The sequence below is a fragment of the Streptomyces sp. NPDC048514 genome (genome assembly GCF_043199955.1).
In the GTDB taxonomy this organism is placed as follows: Bacteria; Actinomycetota; Actinomycetes; order Streptomycetales; family Streptomycetaceae; genus Streptomyces.
Window position 1 is genome coordinate 56,482 of sequence record NZ_JBICWT010000009.1, and the last position, 23,252, is coordinate 79,733.

A 23,252-nucleotide genomic window follows, 5' to 3' on the forward strand; every position below is an offset into this window, starting at 1 on the left:
GGGTCGTACTCCCGGTCAGTGCTTGAGGATCTTGGAGAGGAAGTCCTTGGCCCGGTCGCTGCTCGGGTTGGTGAAGAACTCCTCCGGGCTGCGGTCCTCCACGATCCGTCCGTCGGCCATGAAGACGACGCGGTTGGCGGAGGCGCGGGCGAAGCCCATCTCGTGGGTGACGACGACCATGGTCATGCCGTCCCGGGCGAGCTGCCGCATGACCTCCAGCACCTCGTTGATCATCTCCGGGTCGAGGGCGGAGGTGGGCTCGTCGAAGAGCATCACCTTGGGGCCCATGGCGAGGGCGCGGGCGATCGCCACGCGCTGCTGCTGGCCGCCGGACAGCTGTGCCGGGTACTTGTCGGCCTGGTTCAGCAGACCGACCCGGTCCAGGAGTTCGCGGGAACGGCGGTCGGCGTCGTCCCTCTTGCGGCCGCGGACCTTGACCTGGGCGAGAGAGACGTTCTGCAGGACCGTCTTGTGGGCGAAGAGGTTGAAGGACTGGAAGACCATGCCGACCTCGGCCCGGAGCCGGGCGAGGGCCTTGCCCTCCTCGGGCAGCGGCCGCCCTTCGAGCGTGATGGTGCCGGAGGCGATGGTCTCCAGCCGGTTGACCGCCCTGCACAGCGTCGACTTGCCCGACCCCGAAGGGCCGATGACCACGACCACCTCCCCCTTGCCGACGGTGAGGTCGATGTCCCTGAGGACATGCAGTTTCCCGTAGTACTTGTTGACGTTCCGCAGTTCGATCAACGGATCGACGGCCATCCGCAGCCCTACTCGCTCTCAGCTGTGTCGTGGTTGCCGCAAACTATCCAGACAACAGTGGAGCAGGTGGACGACACGCACTTTTCGGGCATTAGCCGTATTTACGCCATCGGGAGACTGTCGTGGACCCGCGGTCTCAGGATTCGGCGATCTCCGCGTACAGCTGGGACAGCTCGGGAACACCGCTCGCGGCCCACTCCTGCCCGGCCGGCACCACCTCGGCCTCCCGGCCGGAGGCGAGGCGTACGACGGGCTCGCCGTCCGCGCGGATCGCCCACACGGCGCCGGGCACGGTCCGCACCACGACCGTGCCCAGATACAGCCCCGCGTCGTTGCCCAGCCAGGGCAGCGTCTCGGCGTCGTCGCGCCAGCGCGGCACCATCTGGTCCAGGGCCTCCAGGGAGGCCGGGGTGTCGTCCAGCCGGACACCCGCCTGGGCCGCCTGCGAGCGGAGCAGTTCACACTCGGACAACAGCGCGGCGACCGACTCGGGGTCGGCGAAGAGCACCGCGGGACCGTTCTTCTTGTGCCGGTGGCCCAGGAACGGAATGTTCATGGACCCAGCGTGGCATCAGACGTCGAGGTCGACCACCACCGGCGCGTGGTCGGAGGCGCCCTTGCCCTTGCGTTCCTCACGGTCGACGTAGGCGTCCTTGACCGCCCCGGCGAAGGGCTGGTTGCCGTACACCAGGTCGATGCGCATGCCGCGGTTCTTCGGGAAGCACAGCTGGCGGTAGTCCCAGTACGTGAAGGGGTGCTCGTACTTCAGGGGGCGCGGCACCACGTCGTCCAGACCGGCCTCGCGCAGGGCGGCCAGGGCGGCCCGCTCGGCGACGGTGACGTGCGTGGCGCCCTCGAAGGCGGCGACGTCGAAGACGTCGTCGTCGGTCGGCGCCACGTTGTAGTCACCCAGGACGGCGAACGGGCGGCTTCCCTGCGCGTCGCCGTACACGGCCGCCTTCAGAGCCTCGAACCACTGCAGCTTGTACGCGTAGTGCGGGTGGCCGACCTCGCGGCCGTTCGGCACGTACACCGACCAGACGCGGACCGGGCCGCAGGTCGCCGAGATCGCGCGCGGCTCGGTCACGCCGTCGTAGCCCGGGTCGCCGGGCAGGCCCTTGACGACGTCCTCCAGGCCCACCCTCGAGAGCACCGCCACGCCGTTCCACCGGCCGGTGGCGTGGACCGCCGACTCATAGCCCAGCTCGCGCAGCTGCTCCGACGGGAACTGCTCCTCGGCGACCTTGGCCTCCTGAAGGCACAGCACGTCGGTGCCGCTGCTCTCCAGCCAGGCCAGCAGCCGGGGCAGGCGGGCGGTGATCGAGTTCACGTTCCAGGTGGCGATGCGCATGCCTCACAACCTACCCGGCGGGTGTGACAACGCCGGGCCCGCTCACACCTGCGCGGACGCCCCGGGGGTGAGCCGCTGGTGGTCCGTGCCGCCGAGCCCGCCGATCTGCCGGTCGTAGATCGGGCGGGCGAGGTCGGTGAGCAGGGCGTCGTGGACGTCGTAGGCGCGCTGCGGTGCGACCTCGCGGACGTAGTCGATCACCTCGGCGATCTTGTTCCAGGGGGCCATGACCGGGAGCAGCAGCGTCTCCACCGGGTGGTCCGGGACGGTCAGCGCGTCGCCCGGGTGGAAGACCCTGCCTCCGTCGATCAGATAACCGACGTTGGTGATGCGCGGGATGTCCGGGTGGATCACCGCGTGCAGTTCGCCGTGAACCTGCACCTCGAAGCCCGCGGCGGCGAAGGTGTCGCCGTGGCCGACGGTGTGCACGCGCCCCGGGAAGGCCGCGGTGAGCTGATCGGCGACGGACTTCAGCGTCCAGATCTCCGCCGCCGGGTTGCCTTCCAGGGCCGCCCGCAGCCGGCCCTCGTCGAAGTGGTCGGCGTGCTCGTGCGTGACCAGGATCGCGTCCGCGCCGGCCGCCGCGTCCTGCTCGCTGAACCCGCCGGGATCGATGACGAGCGTGCGGCCGTCCTTCTCCAGGCGCACACAGGCGTGGGACTTCTTCGTGAGCTTCATGTCTCCCCATCCTGCCGCCTCGGGCCCCGCGGGGACGCACGCGGCGCCGCGGGGGTTTCGCTCGGCGGGCGTGGGGCCTCACTCGTCGGCCGTCGCCGGCGGATACGGGGCCTCACTCGGCCGGTATGGGGGCGGCACTCGGTGCCCGCCGGGCCTCACTTCGGCGCCGTAGAGCCCCACACGACCGGCACCGGGCCGCACTCGGTGCCCTTCGAGCCTCACTTCGCGCCGTAGGCCCCACACGGCCGGCATCGGGCCGCACTCGGTGCCCTTCGAGCCTCACTTCGCGCCGTGGGGCCTCACTCGGCGGGCGTGGTCTCCTCGCGGATGATCCGCTGGGCCACCTGGAAGGCGCGGCCGGCCGCCGGCACCCCGCAGTACACGGACGTCTGCAGCAGCACTTCCTTGATCTCGTCCGGGGTGAGCCCGTTGCGCAGGGCCGCCCGGATGTGGACGCCGAGCTCCTCCAGGTGGCCGCCCGCGACCAGCGCGGTCAGCGTGATGCAGCTGCGGGTGCGGCGGTCCAGGCCCGGCCGGTCCCAGATCTCGCCCCAGGCGTAGCGGGTGACGAACTCCTGGAAGTCCCCGCAGAACTCGCCGGCCTGCGCCAGGGTCTGCTCGACGTGCGCGTCGCCCAGCACCTCCCGTCGGATCTTCATCCCGGTCTCGTGCCGGTCGGGCTGCGCGGCGGGCTGCGCCGGTCCGGCGGCCGGTGCGATCTCCGCGACCGGAGCGGCCTGCGGCGGCACGAGCGGGGCCGGGGCGGCGGGCTGGACGCCCGGCAGCACCGTCTGGCCGGTGTCGTAGGACTGCTGCCAGGCCGTGGAGAAATGGCGCACCAGCAGGTCGGTGACGGCGGCGGGCTGCTCGACCGGCACCAGGTGGGAGGCGCCGGGGACCACGGCGAGCCGGGCGTCGGGAATGCCGGCGACCAGCGTGCGGGCCTCCGCCGGGCCGGTGACCTGGTCGTCCGAGCCGACCAGCACGAGAGTGGGCACACCGACGCGGCCCACCTCGCCGCGCACGTCGAACGTGGCGAGGGCCTCGCAGGCGGCGATGTAGCAGCCCGGGTCGGTGGTGCGCACCATCTGCACCGCCCACTCGGTGATCGCGGGCTGGGCCGCCGCGAACCCGCCGGTGAACCAGCGGTCGGGCGCGGTCCGGGCGATCGGGTCGAGCCCGTTCGTGCGGACGATCACCCCGCGCTGCCGGAACTCGTCGGCGGTGCCGAACCGCGGCGAGGCGGCGACCAGCGCGAGCGAGGCGAGCCGCTCCGGGTGGCGCAGCGCCAGCTCGATGCCGACGGCGCCGCCCAGCGCGCAGCCCGCGTAGCCGAAGCGCTGCACGCCGAGCGAGTCCAGCGTGCCCAGCAGGCGGGCCGTCAGCTCGGTCACCGAGGCGGCCGGATGGGCGGGGGCGCCGCCGTGCCCCGGCAGGTCGAACCGGAAGACCCGCCACTGCTTCATCAGCTCGGGAACCTGCCGGTCCCACATGTGCCATGTGGTACCCAGTGAGGGACCCAAGATCAGGACCGGAGCGTCTTCTGGCCCGTCAAAGCGGTATTGCAGGGTGTTCGGGGGTGTCTCACTCACGCCCCAGACCCTCTCACGTCTCACGACTGCCCCTATAACGAGGGTTGCGAGTGCACAGGTCTGACCAGGTGGAAGACCTCCCGGGCCGCGTAGCGCTTGAGGCTTCGGACTATCTCGCGCCGGGTTTTGCCCTCCTTGCTGCGGCGTTCGTAGTAGTCCTGGATACGCGGATCGACGCGCAGGCGGGTCTGCACGATCCGGTGCAGGGCCGCGTTCGCTTGTCGGTCGCCGCCGCGGTTGAGGCGACGGTCAGGACAGCCTGTGGGGTGCGCCCCTCACCTAGCATGACCTGCGCGACCATCCAGGTGATGCCCTGTCAGAGGACGCAGCCGTGGGTGCCCCGTCCGAAGCCGAGTTGGCGGGCGCTATCGCGGCGGATCCGTTTACCTGCGACTTCGCCCTCGGCCGGCACGTGCCGCTTCTTCGGACTCAGACGTATCCGCAGACAGTGGGACTCTTGTACGGTCCCGGAAACCGACCGCAGTCTGTGCGGCGACGCCGCGTCCGTGGCTGAAGCCGGTTGCAGCTGCAGCAGTCAAGCCGGTGCCAGGCCCAGCGATGGAGATCGCCCGCGCCCGCGGCTTTCGGAGTCTCCTTGGGTCTTGAGCGTTCCAGCAGCTCAGGGCTCTTCTGGCTTGCCCACGGGATGGTGTCTGTCCACGCATGGGCCATGCCGGAAGCGCCCCGGATTCCCGCCGCGTGGCGAAGCCGCCTTGCTGAGGGGCAGGCGTGCTCCGCCGCGCGCTCGATCCGGTCGAGCAGTCGGTGGTGTCGGGCTCCGTGGGCGAAGTCGGGCACCTCGGATCCGCCGTGCGTCAGGTCACGCCGGATCTGCGCGTAGGCGGCGCCGATGTTGTATGCGGGGGTGCCGCGCAGCTCCTGGAGTTCGGGGTCGAAGTACCGCTCGGGTACGGTGAGCCGGCTGAGCTCGGCGCCGGATCCGTGCGCCCCTTCGATGGCGAACTCGCCCAACTGAAGGTGTCCGGTGTCGCCGGTGACGACCAGGTCGCCGTCCGTTCCGTTGATCTCCCAGTGGAAGTTGGTGCCGCGGGAGATGCCGCCGCGGTAGTGGACAGAGGCCACGGCGCCGGAGGAGAGCACGCCGCCGGACACCACCTGGTCGGCGACGTCGGGCCGGTAGACCCGGCCGGACTGCGGTCCTTGACTTCTCGGTGGCGGGTGGCGGTGACAGCGGTGACCTTCTCGACATCGCCGAGCACCATGGTCAGGCCACTCATGGTGTGCCCGAACGGGACGGTCAGCATGAACGTTCAACTGCGCGCGGGCGGCCTTTTCCGACACCGGCACTCAGATCCCGGGCCGACCGGCCGCACACCAGCGCCGACGGCTCCCCGTCCGCGCCGGGCCGCGGGAGTCGGCCCGGCGAGTGGGGTTCAGGCGTAGGCGTCCTCGAGGGCGACTCGTCGTACTGTGCGCAGCGTCGACCGGAGACTGTCCATATCGGTCGAGCCGAGAGCGAGGCGGAGCGCCTGTGGCGTGTGTTTCGTGGTGGTGAAGGGCTCCGCCGTGCTGACCGAGATGTGCTGACGCGCGAGGGTGGCGGTCAGGCGATCGGCGCGTGCGTCGTCGGGCAGGGTCAGCCATGTGAAGTAGGACGAGGGGTGTCCGATGAGGGGGAGGCCGGCCAGTTCTCGTCCGGCGAGTGCCTGGCGGGCCTTGGCGTCGTCGCGTTTCTGCGCTTCCAACTGGTCCACCGTGCCGTCCTCGAGCCAGCGGCAGGCGATCGCGGTGGTGAGGGCCGGGGTGTTCCAGGTGGTCGCCCGAATCGCGCGTTCCAGCGACGGCACCCTGGACGGCGGGGCGACGACGAAGCCGACCCGGAGGCCGGTGGCGACGCTCTTGGACAGTGTCGAGACGTAGACGGTGATGTCCGGTGCACTTGCGGCCAGAGGCGGTGGAGGGTCCTCGACCAGGTAGGCGTACGCGGCGTCTTCGATGATGAGCGGACCGTGCCGCCGAGCGATCTCGATCAGACGGGTGCGGTCGGTTGCCGGCATGACCCACCCCAGAGGATTGTGCAGGGTTGGCATGGCGTAGACAGCGCGCACCGGGCGGGTCGCGCACAGCTTCTCGAGGGCATCGAGATCCGGCCCGTCGGTGGTTGTGGGTATGGGCTCCAGGTCGAGATGAAAGGCATGCGCGAGCACCTTGAAACCCGGGTAGGTGAGTGCGTCGACCGCGACGACGTCGCCGGCGTTGAGCGCGGCCATGACGGTGATGGCCAGGCCGTGCTGCGCACCGTTGACGATGAGGATCCGGTCCGCGTCAGGAGTGATCCCTCGACGCCTCAGGTGCCGTGCGATCGAGGCTCTGTCCTGGGGACGTCCCCTATGGGGTTGGTAGCGCAGCAGCGAGTCGATTTCGCCGGAGGTGGCCACCTCTCGCAGAGTCTGCCGTAGGAGATCGGCCTGGCCGGGCAGCGACGGATAGTTGAAGTTGAGATCGACCACGTCCGTGGCGACGAATTGCAGATCGATGCCGTGGCCAGCGGGAACCGCGATGTCACGCACGAACGTGCCGCGGCCCTGTTCCCGGCTCACCAAGCCCATCGCTTCCAGCTCGGCGTACACCCGGGTCGCGGTCACCAAGGAGATGCCTTCGCGGGCGGCGAGACCGCGGTGTGTCGGCAGCCGCACGCCTGCGGCGAGCCGGCCTGTCCGGATGTCGGACGCGAGCGCGTCGACCAGGATCTTGTACCGCGAGGCTGCCATGCACCGGATTGTATCCATGACAATTCTTTGACTGTCCCGTTCGCGGGTCCCTACCGTCAAGATCCACTCACCCGGAAGGACAGCCGCCGTGCACATCGCCATCCTCACCTTCGAGGGCTACAACGAGCTCGACTCCCTGATCGCGCTCGGCGTGCTCAACCGCGTCAAGACCGACGGCTGGCGCGTCACCATCGCCACCCCCAGCCCCAAGGTGACGTCGATGAACGGGGTGACCATCGAGCAGATGTCCACGCTTGAGGAAGCGTGCGGCGCTGACGCGGTCATCGTCGGCAGTGGCATCGCCACCCGCGAGGTCGTCGAAGACCAGGCGATCATGAACATCCTGCGCGGCCTGGACCCCTCGCGCCAACTCATCGCCGCGCAGTGCTCCGGCGCGCTCGTGCTGGCCAGGCTCGGCCTGCTGAACGACGTCCCCGCCTGCACCGACCTGACCACCAAGCCCTGGGTCGTCGCCGCCGGCGTCGAGGTGCTCAACCAGCCCTTCTACGCCAAGGACAACATCGCCACCGCCGGCGGCTGCCTCGCCTCGCACTATCTCGCCGGCTGGATCATCGCCCGCCTGGAGGGCAACGACGCCGCCGAAAGCGCACTCCACTATGTCGCCCCGGTCGGCGAGAAGGAGGAATACATCGAGCGCGCGTGGCGCAACATCACCCCCTACCTGCCCGCTCCCACACCGGCGCTCGCCTGAAACGACCAGACGCAAGCAGTGACCGGGCGGGAGGTCATGCCCCCGCCAGCCTGGCTGGTCGTTCGCGGATCACCGTTGTGGTGTGGGCGTGGGCTCCCGACCCACATCCCGAGACCGCCGCGACCTGGGCGAGGGTGTCGTGCTTGCGCAGGCACACCAGGGCGACCAGGGCACGCTGGTGCGGTGGAAGCTTCGTGCAGGAGCTGGTAAGCCTCGTTCGCGCGTTGCAGGGTGAAGTGCTCGACCAGCACCTTGATCTTTTCCTGCTGGGCGACCTGATCAGGCGACGGGGCCGGAGGCCCCGCCCGCCGCCCCGGCCAAACCACCGAATGAGCAGGTTCGGTCCTGTTCGCTGCGCCGCTTCCTTCACGGTGACGCTGGTCGGCTGTGAGGGCGGGCGTGACAAGCCGGGGGCGCTGCATCGGGGGTGTCGGCATCAGGTGTGCCCCGGTCGTCACGCCCTAACGAAATCGCCCGCCTTCCGGCGATCGCAGACCCGCCTCTGCTGCGAACTGGATGCAACGGAGCGTCTGAGCGCCGACCTTGCCATCCGCCGCCGCCGGCCCGCCTGGCACGAATGATCATCCATCTTGCCGACGAGGCGGGGTGCCGCGACAGAACCGGCGGCATTTCCGGTGAACTCGGCATCCCCGGAAAAGAATTTGCCATGATGGCGGGCATGAGCCGGTCAGCCGCGCTCGCCGCGGCGGACCGACGAGAGGAACGGCGAATGCCGCCGACGTGGGAACCCTTGGAGCCCTACCGGGCCGTGCTGGCTGCAGGCGCCAAAGCTCAGACGGCGACGACTCCGACTCCCACGCAAAGCCAGCCACCTTGCAGACCGGTACCGAGGTGCTGGTACCGCCGTTCCTCACCAAGGCGACACGTCGAGGACCGACTGCCGGGACGGTAGCTATCTCGACCGCGTCAGCGCCGGATCAAGGCCCTGCCTGCAACAGGGCCACGGCCCGCAAGTTCGAACATCACAGGTCATCGTCGGTAGGTGCGGGTTCTCCGGTGTAGGCGAGATCAAGGACGTAGCGCTCGATGACTGGACAGTTCTTCCATGCCTGGTCAAGGTGGTTTTCGAATGTGTCGCCAGGGGGGTGGTCGAGAGTCGTCTCGTAATAGTCGGCCGTTGCTTGCCGGTTCTCCCACCAGGCGTGACCTTCATAGACGCCGGGTCGGGGCAGGGTCATCTGACCGGCGGGTCCGTATTCCAGCTGGTAGATGACGAGAATTGCGGTTTCCGACTCGATGCTGACGGGGACACTGCCTTCTGCCTGTGCGGGGGCGGTCGGCGGGGCATCCCAGACGCGAAGGGTGACTGCGACGTCGATGTCGGCTTGCAAGGTATGGATGTACACGTGGTAGCCGTTGCCGGCTACCACCTGACTGCGGGCAGCAGTCGCGGCATCCTCATCGTAGAGATCAGCCTCGGCATCCATGACCTCCACACAGCATCGGGCCGGTTTCGCCTTGCAGTTGTACTCCTGAAGCAGTTCCACGCTGCCGCCGCCCTTCGACTAGTTGGTGATCTCCATATAGAAGGCGTCGCCGTCCAGAATCCGGTTCAGGTACGTCGTCCAGGCCGCCGTCAGGCACGAGCTGGAGATCGTCGGCGCAATGATCATCGCCGGCACGGCACTGGCCGTCTTCACCTTCGGCATCTCCGAGGCCGCCGCGACGGCGGCCACGGCCACCATCGTGGAACTCGCCGCGACCCTCGGCGTCACGGTCTCCACCGAGATCGCCACCATCGCCGGTACGACCCTCGGCACCGCCACCTTCGCGGGCATCGAGTCTGTCACCGTCGACCTGGCCCTCACCCAGCCGATGTCCGTCGCCCTGGGCGAGAGCAGGGGCCTCAACCTCGACGAGGTACGCCAGGCCGCGCTCTACGGCGCCCTCACCGGTGGCGCGCTTTCGGTGGCGGGGGCGCCACCGTGAGGGCCGTGCGGGGCACCGGCGGATGGACAGAACTGCTGGGTGGCGTCCGCGTCGCCGGTCTCGAACCCCAGGTCGCCCCGCCCGGCGGACTGACGGGAAGTGCCGACGACCTCGGCCTGCTCATGAAGGGCGACGGCGAACCCAACGCCTGGCCACGCAACAGGGACGTCCCCGCCGTCCCCGGTGGTCCCGGTGCGCGGGTCGGCGCGCAGGCGGGTCCGCACGATCCCGTGCGGAGCGGTGTTGGCTTGCCGGTCGCCGCCGTGGTTCAGGCGACGCGAGGTCCGCGGCCCGTGTGAGGTCCGGTTCACCGAAGACGGCCGTCAGGCCGTGCCACCGTCACGGAGAATCAGCCGCGCGATCTTCGTCGCTGACACGAGTGCACCGGCTCGTGGTCAGAGGTCCTGTGGTCGGGGCTGGGTGGCGGTGTCGCTGTCGGGGTGGATGGGGAAGATCTGGTCGAGGCCGACGATGCGCAGGGTGCGCAGCGTGTGGGCGGGTACGGCTGCGAGTGCCATGTCCGCCCGTGCGGCGGAGGCGTGGTTGTGGGCGGCTATCAGCGCACTGAGGCCACTGGAATCGCAGAATTCCATGCCCCTCAGGTCCACGACGAGGCGCTGGCCGGGCTGGAGGGTGATCGTGGGGATGAGTTCACGCAGCTCGCCGGCGGTGAAGTAGTCGAGCTCGCCGAAGATTTCCAGAACGGGACCGGTGGCAGCGTCTCGGGCGGTGATCTTCAGTGGGCTCATTCGCTGCTTCTCGTCTGTGGGTCGGGGGCTGGGGCGCCGAGGGCGAGCAGGGCGGTGTCGTCGTCGAGGCCGTCTCCGAAGGTCTGGAGCAGGCCGGTCAGTGCCGCGATCAGGGCGGGGGGAGGCTTGCCGGCATGGCCGGCGGCGAACGCGAGCAGCGCCTCGTCCCCGAACAGGGCGGTGCGGTTGTCGCCGGTGCGGGCCTCGGTGATGCCGTCGGTGTAGAGCAGGAGGGTGTCGCCGGGGGCGAGGACGGTCGAGGCGGTGGCGAAGCGGGCGGAGGGCAGGACGCCGACGAGCAGGCCGCCTGGGGTGGGCAGGAAGTCGGCCGTACCGTCGGCACGCACGACGATGACCGGAGGGTGACCGCCTGACGCGAGACGGACGGCGATGTGCCCGGGCTCGGTGTCGGGCTCGAGGATGCCGAAGACGGCGGTGCAGTAGCGCGCATCCCCGCTCCCGGCGTAACGCTCGTGGAGCACCTTGTTCAGGGTGACCAGGGCGGAGATGGGGTCGGGGTCGTACAGGGCGGCGGCGCGCAGGGTGTAGCGGGTCAGTGAGGTGACCGCGGCGGCCTGGGGGCCCTTGCCGCACACATCGCCGAGGAAGAACCCGAAGCGTTTGCCGTCGAGGGGGAAGACGTCGTAGAAGTCGCCGCCGAGCCGGTCGGGATGTGCGGTGTGGTAGTAGGCGGCCGTCTCCACTCCGGGGACCGGCGGGAGGGTGTCGGGCAGCAGTGACTGCTGGAGTACGGCGAGGGCGTCCTGCAACCGGGCCCGGTCGGCCTCCGCCTGCTTGCGTGCTTCTTCGGCCGCCTTTCGGCGGTGCAGGAGTTCTTCCTCGTAGGCGCGGCGGTCCCGGGCGTCGAAGACGGTGGTGCGGATCAGCAGGGGCTCACCGGCAGGGCTGTGCTTGACCACGGAGGAGACCAGTACCGGTATCCGGCCGCCGCCGGTCTGCTTGATCTCCAGGGCGATGCCGTTGATCTCGCCCTGCATGCGCAGCAGCGGCGCGAAGTGCGTCTCGTGGTACAGCTTGCCGCCCACGGTCAGCAGGTCGGTGAACCGCATCCGGCCCACCACCGCCTCGCGCTGCAGGCCGAGCCACTTCAGCAGCGTGGTGTTGATCTTCGCGATGACGCCGTCCATGAGTGTGGACAGATATCCGCATGGCGCGTTGTCGTACAGCTCCTCGGCGCTGTCCTCCAGCAGTGCGGCGAACGCCGCACTGGCGGTTTGCTCGCCGTCGGCCTCGTGTGGGTCGGGATGCTGGCCTGTGCGGCTCATCATCGCAAGTCCGCCAGGAAGCCTCGTATCGCCTCGTTGGTGGCTTCGGGCGCGGACAGGTGCGGGCAGTGTCCCGTCGCATCGAGAGTGACCAGCGTCGAGCCGGGAATCGCCTGGTGGACGAAGGCACCGACCTCGCGCGGGGCGATCACGTCCTGGGTGCACTCCAGCACCAGGGTCGGCACGGTGACGCTCTTGAGGTCGTCGCGCGAGTCCGAGAGGAAGGTGGTGCGGGCGAAGACCCGGGCCATGTCGGGGTCGGTGGCGCAGAAGCTGTTCTTGAGTTCCTCGCCGAGTTCGGGGCGGTCCGCGTTCCCCATGATCACCGGTGCCATCGCCGCCGACCAGCCCAGATAGTTGGACTCCAGTGACGCCAGGAGCTCGTCGATGTCATCGGCGCTGAACCCGCCGCGGTAGCCGTCGTCGTCGATGTACCGCGGGGACGGGGCGACCATCACCTGTGCTCCGATCCGCTCCGGGGCGATGCCGGCGGCCAGCACGCCGATCATCGCGCTGACGGAGTGGCCCACGAACACCGTGTCGCGCAGATCGAGCGCCTCGCAGACCTCCACCACGTCCCGGGCGTAGCCCTCCAGGGAGGCGTACCGGTCCTCGGAGAAAGCGGTCCCGTCCGAGCGCCCGGAGCCGACGTAGTCGAACAGCACGACCCGGTAGTCCTCGATCAAGGCGGGCAACGTGAGCCGCCACATGTTCTGGTCGCAGCCGAACCCGTGCGCCAGCACCACCGTCCTCCCCTGTGGGTTGCCGGTGACGGTGACGTTGTTCCTCTGCGCTATGTCCATACCGCGAGTCTCTCAGGCTCCGCCCGTTCTTCCGAAAAGGCCCCTATTCCTCCACGTTCCATCCGACGCCTTCACATGCCGGCTTTCGGCAGGTAGGTGCCTTCTGCCGTCCGGCAGACCGGCCTACGGGTGAGTCGACGTCGATGCAGCGCGGCAAGGGCGCGACCGTCGTGCCGGCGAGGGGGGCAGCCGGGCGTGATGAAGCCCGCCGCGTGTGCGGCGGGCTTCACAGGAGGCGGCGGCCGTCGGGCTCAGTGGTGGGTGAGCATGCCTTCACGCAGCCGGGCGAGGGTGCGCGACAGGAGCCGGGAGACGTGCATCTGGGAGACGCCGAGGTGTTCCCCGATCTGGGCCTGGGTGAGTTCCTCCACGAACCGCATGTGGATGATCTGCCGGTCCCGCTCGCCGAGTTCGGCGATCAGCGGGGCCAGGGCGTGGAAGTCCTCGACCAGTTCCAGCGCCTGGTCCTCGCTGCCGATGAAGTCCTGCAGGGCGCTCTCGCCGTCCTCGCCGCCGCTGAGGGCGGCGTCCAGAGAGGAGGAGTTGTAGCCGTTGGCGGCCAGGCGGGCCTCCCGCACCTCGTCCTCGGGCAGGCTCATCAGCTCCGACAGTTCCTTGACCGTCGGCGTACGGCCGAGGCGGCTGCGCAGCTCCTCCGTGGCGCGGGCCAGCTGGACGCGGGCTTCCTGCAGCCGGCGCGGCACATGCACGGCCCACGTGGTGTCGCGGAAGAACCGCTTGATCTCCCCCACGATGTAGGGGATCGCGAAGGAGGTGAACTCCACCTCGCGCGTCAGCTCGAACCGGTCGATCGCCTTGATCAGGCCGATCATGCCGACCTGGACGATGTCCTCCATCTCCTCCGCGCCCCGGCTGCGAAAACGGCCGGCCGCGTAACGGACCAGGGACATGTTCATCTCGATCAGCGTGTTGCGAGCGTAGCTGTACTCGGGCGTTCCCTCCTCCAGCACCGCCAGCTGATCGAAGAACACCCGCGACAGCTCGCGGGCGTCCTTCGGTGCCACCCGGGAGGGATCGGCGACCTCCGGCAACCGGGTCGTCTGAGCGTCCACTACCGGGGTGCTCATGAGCGCCATAATGTTCCCCTCCCAAAGGTCGAGCCAACCGTTGCCGCCCGCCGAAACGGCGGACGACATGCCGTCTACCCCCTCATCCCGCACCCATGCCACGTGTTCTGACCGTACCGGCCTGCTGTCGTCGGCGAGCGCGGGTGGGGAGGAGATGTGCACTGTTCGGTCCGGCCGGTTCCTCCGAGGTTCGGGTCAGCGCCGGCGAGGACGGCCCTGAGCCGGCTGATCGCCTGGGTGCGGGCCGGGATCATGCGTCGGACGCGAAGGGTTGCATACGTGCGATGAGGATGGCGACGTCATCCGGGTCAGCGGGACGCCGGAGTTCGCGAAGGAGCCGGTCGCAGGTTTCCTCCAGGGTGCGATCGGGTGCGTCGAGCAGGTCCAGGAGGGTGTCGAGGCGTTCGTCGATGGGATGGTGACGGACCTCGACGAGTCCGTCGGTGTACAGAACCAGCCGATCGCCGGAGCCGACGGGAAGGGTCGTGGTCACGAAGGGGACGCCGCCGACCCCGAGCGGGGTGCCCGTCGGAAGGTCGAGCAGTTCCGGGTGCTCGCCGTAGCGGACCAGGACAGGGGGCAGATGACCGGCGACGGAGATGTGGCACTCCGCGCGGTGAGGGTCGTAGACGGCATAGACGCAGGTGGCTATGTACTGCTCGAGCCCTGAAGTGATCTTGTCAAGGTGGCGGAGGACCTGGGCAGGAGCCAGGTCGAGGTCGGCGAAGTCGCTGGTGCCGGTGCGCAGACGGCCCATGGTGACGGCGGCGTCGATGCCACTGCCCATGACATCGCCCACGGCCAGTGCGGTCTTGCCGCCCTCGAGCGGCAGGACGTCGTACCAGTCGCCACCGACCTCGTAGGCGGCCTGTGCGGGCCGGTAGCGAGAGGCGACCTCCAGGCCGGGGAGGCGGGGTGGGTGATCCGGGAGCAGGCTGCGCTGAAGGATCTCGGAGGCGTTGCGCACGCTCTGGTGCGAGCGGGCGTTGTCGATGCACACGGCCGCGCGGGAGGCCAGCTCACCGGCGAGGGCGAGATCGTCCTCGCCGAAGGGCTGCGGGTTGCGGGCGCGGCTCAGCCCCAGGACACCGAGGATCTGGCCGCGGGCGGTGAGCGGGACCAGCATGTAGGAGTGCACGCCGGCGCGGGCCAGCAGCGTGGCGGCGCGGTCGTCGCGGGCGATGCGGGCCAGGGCGGCGGCGTCCACGTGGGAGACCAGGATCGGCCGGCCGGAGCGTACGCCTTCGGTGGGCACGCGGTCGGCGTCGTAGACGGCGATCTCGCCGGGCCGGGCGGCGGCCCGGACGGCCTCGGTGTCATAGGCGGCCTGTACCGCGAGGGCGCGGAAGCGCGCGGGGCCCTCGCCCAGGGGCGGGCGGTGCTCGTCGAGGACGGAGTCGAGGACGTCGACGGTGGCCATGTCGGCCAGCTCGGGAACGGTGACGCCGGCCAGCTCGCGGGCGGTCTGCTCCACCTCCAGGGTGGTGCCGATGCGCGCCGAGCCGTCGGCGATCAGCGCCAGTCGCCGACGGGCCTCGGCGGCCTCCGTGGCCGCCTGATAACGGTCCGTGACATCCACCACGAGGTCGGCCACGCCGAGAACCCGCCCCTGCGGGTCCTCGAGCCGGTACAGCGAGATCGACCAGGCGTGCAGGTGCGGGTCGGCGGGCGTGTGGCCGACGATGGTGTACTCGTCGACCAGGGGGGCGCCGGTCCTGAGGACCTGCCGCATCCCGGCCTCCGTCGCCTCGAACTTCGCCGACGTCATGATCTCGCGGTAGTGCCGGCCCAGATGCTCCTCCGCGGGGATGCCGTGCATCCGCTCCAGAGCGGGGTTCACGGCCACGTACCGCAGATCGGTGTCGAGGGTCGCCAGCCCGATGGGCGACTGGGAGATCAGCCGGGTGGACAGGGCGAGGTCCCGTTCGACCTCCCGAAGCCGTGATCCGTCGGTGGCCAGGCCCAGGGCGTAGAAGTCGCCGCGGTCGTCCAGGAGCCGCATGTTGCGGAACTCCACCAAGCGGGTGCGGCCGTCCTTGTGCCGGATGGGGAACGCCCCGGCCCACCTCTCCCCCGTGCCCATGACCTCGGCGAACAGCTTGACCATCAGCTCCCAGTGCTGTTCGTGGACGAGCAGCGGCGCCGCGTACCGCCCCAGGGCCTCCTCAGCGGTATAGCCGAAGAGGTCCTCGGCCTCCGGGCTCCACAAGACGATCCGCCCCTCGGCATCCAGCAGCACCGCGGCGACGCCGAGAAGGTCCATCAGCCCACTCGGCTGCGGCGACCGCTCCTCCGGATGGCCGGTGTCGGCCGGCCGCCCATCAGCTGCGCTCACACGGCACTCCTTCCATGCGCCCACAGCTCACGCCAGCCCGTGGTCTGCCCCGTGTCCGTGGCCTGCCCCGTACCTACGGAGTGCATCGGCTTCCATGGTCCCCCTGAAACGGCCTTCCGCGCACGCACGGGCTCGGAGGGCCGGGCGAACGCCCTGCCGGCCCGGCCGCACATCGGCACCTGGGACTGATCCGGGTGGCACCGCTGACGGTGGCGGCGGCGTCCTCCTCAGCGGTAGCGTGCCCGGCCCACCGCCGCGGCCACCGTCAGGGGCACGGTCAGGAGCGCCGCCAGCCAGAACAGGGGCCGGTAGTCGTGTGCCTGAGCGGTCGAGGCCGCCAGCCCGCCGGCCACGGCGCTGCCCACGTACAGCGCGGCCCCGAACATGGCCACGCCCGTGGCGCGGGCCGTCGGGGACAGCGCCGTCGCCCACGACTGGATCGTGGAGTGCATGAAGGACCAGCCACCCCCGAGGAGCAGGGCGACCACGACGAGCGCCCCGGTGGACCGGCTGTACCCGGCGAGCAGGTACGCCACAGCCGTCTGCACCCCGCCGGCCACGATCAGGCCCACCGGGGACCACTGCCCGACGAGCCGCTTGACCACCTGCGCCGCCGCCATGGAACCGACCCCGTACAGGGCGGCGACCGCGCCGGCCAGGGTGGGGGGTACGCCACGCGCCTCCAGGGCCGGGGCCAGGTAGATCAGGAAGCCGAGGAGCACCGCCCCCTCCAGCATCGCCACCGCCATCACGTACCACTGCCACGGCGATGACAGGACCAGGCGGAAGGCCGCCGGCAGGGGTCCGGTGGGGGGCCGCTCGGGCTCGGGCAGGCGGCGCAGGGCCACCGCCAGATAGGCGGCGAGCACGCCGGGCAGCGCGAACACCAGCCGCCATGTGAGGTAGTGCGCCAGTGCCCCGGCGACGACCGTGGCCACCGCGGTGCCCAGCGCGAACGCGGTCATCAGCTCGCTGAGCGGCCGTTGCCGTATCGCGGCGGGCACCGTGTCGCCCACGTACGTCAAGGAGGCGGCGATGGAGGCGGCGAAGAACGCGCCGGCCAGGGCGCGGGCCCCGATGAGCACGGGAGCGTCGGGCGCGAGGGCCGAGGCCAGGGCGGCGAGGGCCGCGCCGATGAGCGAGACCCGCATCACCCGCACGCGGCCCCATCGGTCGCTGGCCACCCCCCACACCGGTTGCATCAGCCCATAGGCGAGGTGGTAGCCGCTCGCGGCCAGCACCACGGTGGGGAGTGGGGCCCCCAGCCGGAGGCCGATGAGAACCAGCATGGGCGCGATGCAGAAGCGGTCGAAGTTGCTGACGAATCCCGCGGTGCGCAGCAGCCGTAACGAGGACGCGGGCAAGGTCGCCACCGGTGTCGACGCGGTGGTGGTCACGGGTGGGCTCTCCCTTCCGGAAGGGTTCGACGAGAACGGGTGACGGGGAAGGACCGACCTGGGCGGATGCGGTCCGCCACCAGTTCAGCACCGGGCCCCCCGGGGTGGAGACGGCCGGCTATTACCATCACTCACAGCCTGCCGCTTCGGCATCGCGCCCGGTGACGGCAGCATCACAGGAGTGCGCCCGCGGTCGGGCGGACGCCCGCCGGCCGGAGGAGAGGCACCATGACGCGCGGCAGGCCGTCGCCCCTGGACACCTGCGCACCGCCCACCGCCGGCCACGGTCCCTCGCCGGTCACGGCCGACCGCGGGCGCGGTGGTCGGTGAGTACCGCGCCCACACCGCCGGGCGAGTCCCTCCGCCGGGAACTGGGGGCCTTCGTGCGGTCCCGCCGTGAACGGCTGACACCGAAGGACGTGGGCCTGCCGGACGCCGCCGGCCGCCGGACACCGGGGCTGCGGCGGGCCGAGGTCGCGGCGCTCGCCGGCATCAGCGTCTCCTGGTACACCTGGCTGGAGCAGGGCCGGGTGCGCACTTCGGAGCAGGTGCTGCGCGCCGTGTCGCGGGTGCTGCGGCTGGACGCCGCGGAAACCGCGCACGTGCTGTCGTTCGTGGAGGAGAGCGGGCCGCCGGCCGACGCCCCCACCTGGGTGTCGCGCAACCTGCTCAGCCTGGTGCGGGCCATGACACCACACCCCGCCGTGGTGCTCGACCCGCACTGGGACCTGCTGGCATGGAACGCCGGGTACGCGGCTCTGCTGACCGATCCGGCACGGCTGCACCCCAAGCAGCGCAATCTCCTCTGGCTGGTGTTCCGCTGGCCGCCGGCCCGCACCCTGCTCGCCGACTGGGAACGGGAGGCCCGCGCCCTGCTCGGCCAGTTCCGGTCCCGGGCGGCTCGCCGGCCGGGCGATCCGCGGTTCGCCGAACTCGTCGCCGAGCTTCTGTCCGACGGCGACGCGGCCCGCTGGTACGAGCGCCGGGAGACCGCCGGTTTCCAGCCCTCGGTGCGCCGTTTCCGGCACCCGGCCGTGGGCGACCTGCGCCTGCGGTACGTGAAGCTGGCCGCCGTGGACGAGCCCGGTCACCACTTCCTGGCCTACCTGCCCGACGACCGGGACTCCGAGGACGCCCTGCGCCGCCTGCGGGCGGACGAATGAGCCCCGGGGTCCGCCGTCCCGGGCCACGGCCCCGCGAGCTCACCTCGGCGTGCCGGCGGCGCGTCCGGCACTCGGCGGACCGAGCCGGGTGTCACCGGCGTCGGTGTACCGGCCGATGACCAGGCGGGAGCCGCCCCTGCGAGCCGTTGCAGGCGAAGCCGGTGCCCCGCGAACCGGCACACCGCGTCACTCCTGGGAAATGCGGAACTCGAATTCGGGGCGGTCCCATGGCACGGCGGGCGGGTTCGCGAACGCGGTCCCGGTCCGCACCGCACCGACGCGGTGGTAGAAGTCCGCGGCGGGAAGGTGCGACACGACCTTGAGACGGTCGAGCCCGGCGGCCCGGGCCTCGGACCGCATGTGCGCGACGAGCAGCCGTCCGATACCCCGGCCCTGCACCTCGTCGGCGACGAACAGCAGGTCGAGCTCCGGTGGATCGAGGACGAGCGAGTAGAACCCGAGGACCCGGCCTTCGTGCTCGTCGGCGCCGACGGCCACGAAGGCGCGGTGGGCCTCGATGTAGTCGGGACCGACCCGGTAGCCCGCGACCGCGGTTGCGTACTTGCCCTGGTAGGCGCCTGAGCCACGCACGAGCCGCGTGAGCCGTCTGGCATCCCGCGCGACGGCCCTCCGTATGGTGATCGGCTGGCCGGCCGGGGAGGTGCGTGAACTCATCGGGAGAGTATTCCGCACCGGGGAGCGCCTTCGTGCGGCGGGTCGACTGCTCGGGCAGGCGTTCCCGGGCACCGTGTGCGCGGGTGGGTCACTCCGGTGGCGGGAGGCGACCACCGGGTACAGTTCGTCGTGCGTGCGGTCGAGGTGCGGCAGTCGGTCCTTGGGGATCAGCTCCCCGGGAGAGCACGGGCTCTCGGGTTCGGGGCACCGGAGTGCGGGTGCTCCGGCGCGTCGGGAGGAAGAGAACACGGGGGCGATGGATCATCCCGTCCCCCTCTCCGGGTAACGTCGGAGTATGAGTCATCCGCACCCCGAGCTGAAAGCCGCCCCGCCTCTTCCCGAGGGAGGGCTGCGGGTCATCGCCCTGGGCGGCCTGGGTGAGATCGGCCGCAACATGACCGTCTTCGAGCACGCCGGCAAACTGCTCATCGTCGACTGCGGCGTGCTGTTCCCCGAGGAGACCCAGCCCGGTGTGGACGTGATCCTGCCGGACTTCAGCTCGATCCGGGACCGGCTCGACGACATCGTGGCCGTGGTACTCACCCATGGCCACGAGGACCACATCGGCGGCGTGCCGTACCTGCTGCGCGAGCGGTCCGACATTCCCGTCGTCGGCTCCAAGCTGACCCTGGCGTTCCTGGAGGCCAAGCTCAAGGAACACGGCATCCGGCCGCGCACGGTGCGGGTGCGGGAGGGCGACCGGCGTGGTTTCGGGCCCTTCGACTGCGAGTTCGTGGCGGTCAACCACTCCATCCCCGACGGCCTCGCGGTCGCGATCCGCACCCGGGCCGGGATGGTGCTGCACACCGGCGACTTCAAGATGGACCAGTTCCCGCTCGACGACCGCATCACCGACCTGCGCGCCTTCGCCCGCCTCGGCGAGGAGGGCGTCGACCTGTTCCTCACCGACTCCACCAACGCCGAGGTTCCCGGCTTCACCACCTCCGAGCGCGAGCTGAACCCGGCGATCGAGCAGGTGATGCGCACCGCGCCGCGGCGGGTCATCGTCTCCAGCTTCGCCAGCCACGTGCACCGCATCCAGCAGGTCCTGGACGCCGCCCACCAGCACGGCCGCAAGGTCGCCTTCGTCGGCCGGTCGATGGTCCGCAACATGGGCATCGCCCGTGACCTGGGCTATCTGAAGATCCCCTCCGGTCTGGTCGTGAGCACGAAGGAGCTGGAGAAGCTCCCGGACCACAAGATCACTCTGGTGTGCACCGGCTCGCAGGGCGAACCGTTGGCCGCGCTGTCCCGGATGGCGAACCGCGACCACGCGATCCGCATCGGCAAGGGCGACACCGTCCTGCTCGCCAGCTCCCTCATCCCCGGCAACGAGAACGCCATCTACCGGGTGATCAACGGACTCACCCGGTGGGGCGCCCACGTGGTCCACAAGGGCAACGCCAAGGTGCACGTCTCCGGGCACGCCAGCGCCGGCGAACTGGTCTACTGCTACAACATCGTCAAACCCCGCAACGTCATGCCCGTGCACGGCGAATGGCGCCATCTGCGGGCCAACGGCGACCTCGCCATCCGTACCGGTGTCGACCCCGACCGGGTCGTCATCGCGGAGGACGGCGTCGTCGTCGACCTCGTCGACGGGCGCGCGTCCATCACCGGCAAGGTCCCGGCCGGCAACGTCTACGTGGACGGCATGGAGGTCGGCGGCGCCACCGAAGCGTCCCTCAAGGACCGCCTCACCCTCGCCGCCGAAGGCGTGGTCACGGTGGTGGCGATCGTCGACGCGGACACCGGCGCGCTCGCCGAGGCCCCCGACTTCCTGGCCCGGGGCTTCGTCCACGACGACGCCACCTTCGAGCCGGTCATCCCCGTGATCGAGAAGACCCTGGCCACCGCGGCCGAGGAGGGCGTCGGCGACGCGCGCCAGCTCGAACAGCTCCTCGCCCGCGCCGTGGCGAACTGGGCGTTCCGCACCCACCGCCGCAAGCCCCTCATCATCCCCGTCATCATCGACGCCTGAGCCGCGGCCCGGCAGCACGGTCCCCCGGTTCCGGTCGCGGCGCCGGGGGCATCGAGGCGGGCGCGGGGGCAGCGGTCGCCCGAGCGGGCCGGGGCGGCAACGCACTGCGCGCACTCCGCGCGCTGAGCCGCTCCGCCCCGGGTGATCGCGTCGCCCGGGGCAGAGCCGCGACGTCAGGCCGGGTTGATGTTCTCGGCCTGCGGGCCCTTCTGGCCCTGGGTGACGTCGAACGTCACGAGCTGGCCCTCGGTGAGCTCACGAAAGCCCGAGGAGTTGATCGCGGAGTAGTGCGCGAAGACGTCCGGACCACCACCGTCCTGGGCGATGAAGCCGAAACCCTTCTCCGCGTTGAACCACTTCACGGTTCCTGTAGCCACAGTCATGCCTTCCAGTCGATGAACGCCTCCCACCCCATGTGGAAGGCAGAAGTGATCGTCCTGGTTCCTGCGGCACAGCACAGCAGAACGCCCACGCCAAGGCGTGGGCACAGGGAGATTCCGAACCACGACATCTGACGCAGACGCTACACGCCCGCACACCGCGTGACCACAGCAAATGATCGCGCCGCGCACCGGTAGCGTGAGGAGGGGGCCGCCGGCGCCGGCGGGCGCGCTCGTCTCACGTCGCGGCCGGGGGGTGGGGTGATGCGGCAGCGCGGCGGTGTTCGGCATTGATGCGCTGCGCTTCTTCCAGCTGGTCCTCGAGAATGACGATGCGGCAGGCCGCCTCGATGGGGGTGCCCTGGTCGACGAGTTCCCGGGCGCGGGCCGCGATGCGCAGCTGGTACCGGGAGTAGCGGCGGTGGCCGCCCTCCGAGCGGAGCGGGGTGATCAGCCGGGCCTCACCGATGGCGCGGAGGAAGCCGGGGGTGGTGCCGAGCATCGCCGCGGCCCGGCCCATGGTGTAGGCGGGGTAGTTGTCGTCGTCGAGCCGGCCGAAGGAATCGTCTGCTGTCATCTCGCCTCTCTGCGGAACGCGCGGAGGGGCCCCGGTGCCGTACCGGCACCAGGGCCCCGAAGGAACTACTACACCATCTGCCGGCTCCAGCGCTGCACCGGCCTTCTGTGTCCGCCGACCCGACCGAGACGCTGTCGGGTGCGCGGGGATCGCGGTTGCTCGACCGGAGACCACCTCACAATCGATGTCCTGCGGTACCCGGACTCAAGGCTTCCGCCCGGGCGATCCTGATGGCGCTTCGACTCCTCCGTTCTTCCCTCTGGATCCATCACTTGCCGAGCAGGTACCGCCACTGCGGTACTGCTCTCGGCGGCCCCTGATCACCGCGGGCCACCCGGTCCGGTCGTCAGTCCCGTCACCGTCCTGCGACAACCCTGGCTTCGAAACTCCACGACCGCACCGTCCTGCGTACTGCGTGTAAGGCTGCCCGGCAGTTCATCTCTGCCGGGCCTCGCTCGATCTCGGCTACAAGAGAAACCATAACCACACCGCTGACCAATGTCTACTCTGACGGGTACAGATTTTCTCGTCGTCGGAGATGACGTAACCCGTCTCGACCAAGGTGGGCGACGTCGGCCGCTCCGTCGCCGGGCGATCACCGCGGTGGCGGCCCGGTATACGCGTGTGGGCCCGACCGGAACGCCGGTCGGGCCCACACTGCTGTTCAGGTGACTGCTCGTGCCTGTCCCGTCGGCCGGGCGGACCCGGGGGTGCCGGGCGCGCAGGCTAGCGGGAGCGGGCCGATGAAGGGCATCAAGCCCGAAGGAGGATGCCGCGCAGCCGGACGCGGTCCGTGTAGGCGGGGCTGTCGCGGACGGCGACGAGGTCGGCTCGGGTGACCAGGCCGGTGCGCTGGTCGTCCTGGTCGCAGACGACCAGTCGGACCGTGCGGGCGGCGGCCATGACGGCCAGCGCGACCTCGACGCTCATGTCGTCACAGACCCGCGGTCCGGCCGCGTCCATGACCTCCACCGCCGTCCTGTGCACGGGGCCGGAGTGTGCCGGGCGGGGCTGCGTCTGAACCAGCGTCACAAGGTGCCTCCT

At 70.4% G+C, this 23,252-nt stretch carries 22 protein-coding genes and 2 pseudogenes; 5 read left to right on the plus strand and 19 right to left on the minus strand.

What is annotated here, in order from left to right:
* Positions 1 to 15: 15 nt before the first annotated feature.
* From ACGFT2_RS20655 to ACGFT2_RS20685, 7 genes are all read right to left on the minus strand, one after another.
* Positions 16 to 759: an amino acid ABC transporter ATP-binding protein gene (locus tag ACGFT2_RS20655; protein WP_393280175.1), complete on the minus strand. Its 744-nt coding sequence runs from the start codon at positions 757 to 759 to the stop codon at positions 16 to 18.
* A 136-nt stretch (positions 760 to 895) separates the two neighbouring features.
* A complete protein-coding gene (locus ACGFT2_RS20660) occupies positions 896 to 1,315 on the minus strand; it encodes a DUF6278 family protein (protein WP_393280177.1) in 420 nt (139 codons plus the stop codon).
* 15 nt (positions 1,316 to 1,330) lie between these two features.
* Complete coding sequence (locus ACGFT2_RS20665; RefSeq protein ID WP_393280180.1) at positions 1,331 to 2,110, minus strand: exodeoxyribonuclease III; 780 nt, start codon at positions 2,108 to 2,110, stop codon at positions 1,331 to 1,333.
* Between the two features lie 42 nt (positions 2,111 to 2,152).
* The gene (locus ACGFT2_RS20670) at positions 2,153 to 2,788 is read right to left on the minus strand and encodes an MBL fold metallo-hydrolase (RefSeq protein ID WP_393280183.1); all 636 of its coding nucleotides are present in this window, start codon (positions 2,786 to 2,788) and stop codon (positions 2,153 to 2,155) included.
* Between the two features lie 299 nt (positions 2,789 to 3,087).
* On the minus strand, positions 3,088 to 4,380 hold the full coding sequence (locus ACGFT2_RS20675; RefSeq protein WP_393280186.1) for an alpha/beta fold hydrolase: 1,293 nt from the start codon (positions 4,378 to 4,380) through the stop codon (positions 3,088 to 3,090).
* Between the two features lie 429 nt (positions 4,381 to 4,809).
* Positions 4,810 to 5,481, minus strand: coding sequence for a hypothetical protein (locus tag ACGFT2_RS20680; protein WP_393280188.1), 672 nt, complete (start codon positions 5,479 to 5,481; stop codon positions 4,810 to 4,812).
* A gap of 293 nt (positions 5,482 to 5,774) precedes the next feature.
* Positions 5,775 to 7,112 carry a PLP-dependent aminotransferase family protein gene (locus ACGFT2_RS20685; RefSeq protein WP_393280191.1) on the minus strand — a complete coding sequence of 446 codons (1,338 nt, stop codon included), beginning with the start codon at positions 7,110 to 7,112 and terminating at the stop codon, positions 5,775 to 5,777.
* Positions 7,113 to 7,200: 88 nt separating this feature from the next.
* On the opposite strand from ACGFT2_RS20685, the gene ACGFT2_RS20690 reads away from it, so the two are divergent.
* Positions 7,201 to 7,824: a DJ-1/PfpI family protein gene (locus tag ACGFT2_RS20690; protein ID WP_393280194.1), complete on the plus strand. Its 624-nt coding sequence runs from the start codon at positions 7,201 to 7,203 to the stop codon at positions 7,822 to 7,824.
* A 70-nt stretch (positions 7,825 to 7,894) separates the two neighbouring features.
* Here the strand turns inward: ACGFT2_RS20690 and ACGFT2_RS20695 are convergent.
* Positions 7,895 to 8,017: pseudogene (locus tag ACGFT2_RS20695) on the minus strand (IS5/IS1182 family transposase); the annotation flags it as partial.
* Between the two features lie 548 nt (positions 8,018 to 8,565).
* Between ACGFT2_RS20695 and ACGFT2_RS20700 the strand changes: the two are divergent.
* Positions 8,566 to 8,847, plus strand: a complete 282-nt coding sequence (locus ACGFT2_RS20700) for a hypothetical protein (protein WP_393280196.1) — start codon at positions 8,566 to 8,568, stop codon at positions 8,845 to 8,847.
* Here the strand turns inward: ACGFT2_RS20700 and ACGFT2_RS20705 are convergent.
* The gene (locus ACGFT2_RS20705) at positions 8,808 to 9,332 is read right to left on the minus strand and encodes a hypothetical protein (protein WP_393280198.1); all 525 of its coding nucleotides are present in this window, start codon (positions 9,330 to 9,332) and stop codon (positions 8,808 to 8,810) included. The genes ACGFT2_RS20700 and ACGFT2_RS20705 overlap by 40 nt on opposite strands.
* 118 nt (positions 9,333 to 9,450) lie before the next feature.
* On the opposite strand from ACGFT2_RS20705, the gene ACGFT2_RS20710 reads away from it, so the two are divergent.
* Complete coding sequence (locus tag ACGFT2_RS20710; protein WP_393280201.1) at positions 9,451 to 9,774, plus strand: hypothetical protein; 324 nt, start codon at positions 9,451 to 9,453, stop codon at positions 9,772 to 9,774.
* Between the two features lie 395 nt (positions 9,775 to 10,169).
* Here ACGFT2_RS20710 and ACGFT2_RS20715 read toward each other — a convergent pair whose 3' ends face one another.
* The 6 genes from ACGFT2_RS20715 to ACGFT2_RS20740 all read right to left on the minus strand — a co-directional run bounded on the left by ACGFT2_RS20715 (position 10,170) and on the right by ACGFT2_RS20740 (position 17,432).
* On the minus strand, positions 10,170 to 10,523 hold the full coding sequence (locus tag ACGFT2_RS20715; protein ID WP_393280203.1) for an STAS domain-containing protein: 354 nt from the start codon (positions 10,521 to 10,523) through the stop codon (positions 10,170 to 10,172).
* The gene (locus ACGFT2_RS20720; RefSeq protein ID WP_393280955.1) at positions 10,520 to 11,809 is read right to left on the minus strand and encodes a PP2C family protein-serine/threonine phosphatase; all 1,290 of its coding nucleotides are present in this window, start codon (positions 11,807 to 11,809) and stop codon (positions 10,520 to 10,522) included. Before ACGFT2_RS20720 ends, ACGFT2_RS20715 begins: the two co-directional genes overlap by 4 nt.
* Positions 11,809 to 12,612, minus strand: coding sequence for an alpha/beta fold hydrolase (locus ACGFT2_RS20725; RefSeq protein WP_393280205.1), 804 nt, complete (start codon positions 12,610 to 12,612; stop codon positions 11,809 to 11,811). Before ACGFT2_RS20725 ends, ACGFT2_RS20720 begins: the two co-directional genes overlap by 1 nt.
* A 251-nt stretch (positions 12,613 to 12,863) precedes the next feature.
* Positions 12,864 to 13,709, minus strand: coding sequence for an RNA polymerase sigma factor SigF (locus tag ACGFT2_RS20730; RefSeq protein WP_393280207.1), 846 nt, complete (start codon positions 13,707 to 13,709; stop codon positions 12,864 to 12,866).
* A gap of 241 nt (positions 13,710 to 13,950) precedes the next feature.
* Complete coding sequence (locus ACGFT2_RS20735) at positions 13,951 to 16,035, minus strand: SpoIIE family protein phosphatase (protein WP_393280210.1); 2,085 nt, start codon at positions 16,033 to 16,035, stop codon at positions 13,951 to 13,953.
* 227 nt (positions 16,036 to 16,262) lie between these two features.
* The gene (locus tag ACGFT2_RS20740; RefSeq protein WP_393280212.1) at positions 16,263 to 17,432 is read right to left on the minus strand and encodes an MFS transporter; all 1,170 of its coding nucleotides are present in this window, start codon (positions 17,430 to 17,432) and stop codon (positions 16,263 to 16,265) included.
* Between the two features lie 326 nt (positions 17,433 to 17,758).
* Here ACGFT2_RS20740 and ACGFT2_RS20745 point away from each other — a divergent pair, with 326 nt between their 5' ends.
* Entirely contained in the window at positions 17,759 to 18,595 is an 837-nt protein-coding gene (locus tag ACGFT2_RS20745; RefSeq protein WP_393280215.1) for a helix-turn-helix domain-containing protein, read from the plus strand.
* Between the two features lie 186 nt (positions 18,596 to 18,781).
* On the opposite strand, the gene ACGFT2_RS20750 is transcribed toward ACGFT2_RS20745, so the two are convergent.
* Positions 18,782 to 19,270 (minus strand): GNAT family N-acetyltransferase, encoded by a 489-nt coding sequence (locus ACGFT2_RS20750; protein ID WP_393280218.1) that lies wholly within the window; start codon positions 19,268 to 19,270, stop codon positions 18,782 to 18,784.
* A 295-nt stretch (positions 19,271 to 19,565) separates the two neighbouring features.
* Here ACGFT2_RS20750 and ACGFT2_RS20755 point away from each other — a divergent pair, with 295 nt between their 5' ends.
* On the plus strand, positions 19,566 to 21,251 hold the full coding sequence (locus ACGFT2_RS20755) for a ribonuclease J (RefSeq protein ID WP_393280221.1): 1,686 nt from the start codon (positions 19,566 to 19,568) through the stop codon (positions 21,249 to 21,251).
* A gap of 173 nt (positions 21,252 to 21,424) precedes the next feature.
* On the opposite strand, the gene ACGFT2_RS20760 is transcribed toward ACGFT2_RS20755, so the two are convergent.
* The 3 genes and pseudogenes from ACGFT2_RS20760 to ACGFT2_RS20770 form a co-directional block, all read right to left on the minus strand.
* The gene (locus ACGFT2_RS20760) at positions 21,425 to 21,628 is read right to left on the minus strand and encodes a cold-shock protein (RefSeq protein ID WP_393280224.1); all 204 of its coding nucleotides are present in this window, start codon (positions 21,626 to 21,628) and stop codon (positions 21,425 to 21,427) included.
* Positions 21,629 to 21,869: 241 nt separating this feature from the next.
* Positions 21,870 to 22,208 carry a MerR family transcriptional regulator gene (locus ACGFT2_RS20765; protein ID WP_393280227.1) on the minus strand — a complete coding sequence of 113 codons (339 nt, stop codon included), beginning with the start codon at positions 22,206 to 22,208 and terminating at the stop codon, positions 21,870 to 21,872.
* 765 nt (positions 22,209 to 22,973) lie between these two features.
* Positions 22,974 to 23,240, minus strand: a pseudogene (locus ACGFT2_RS20770) (hypothetical protein); the annotation flags it as partial.
* Positions 23,241 to 23,252 lie beyond the last annotated feature (12 nt).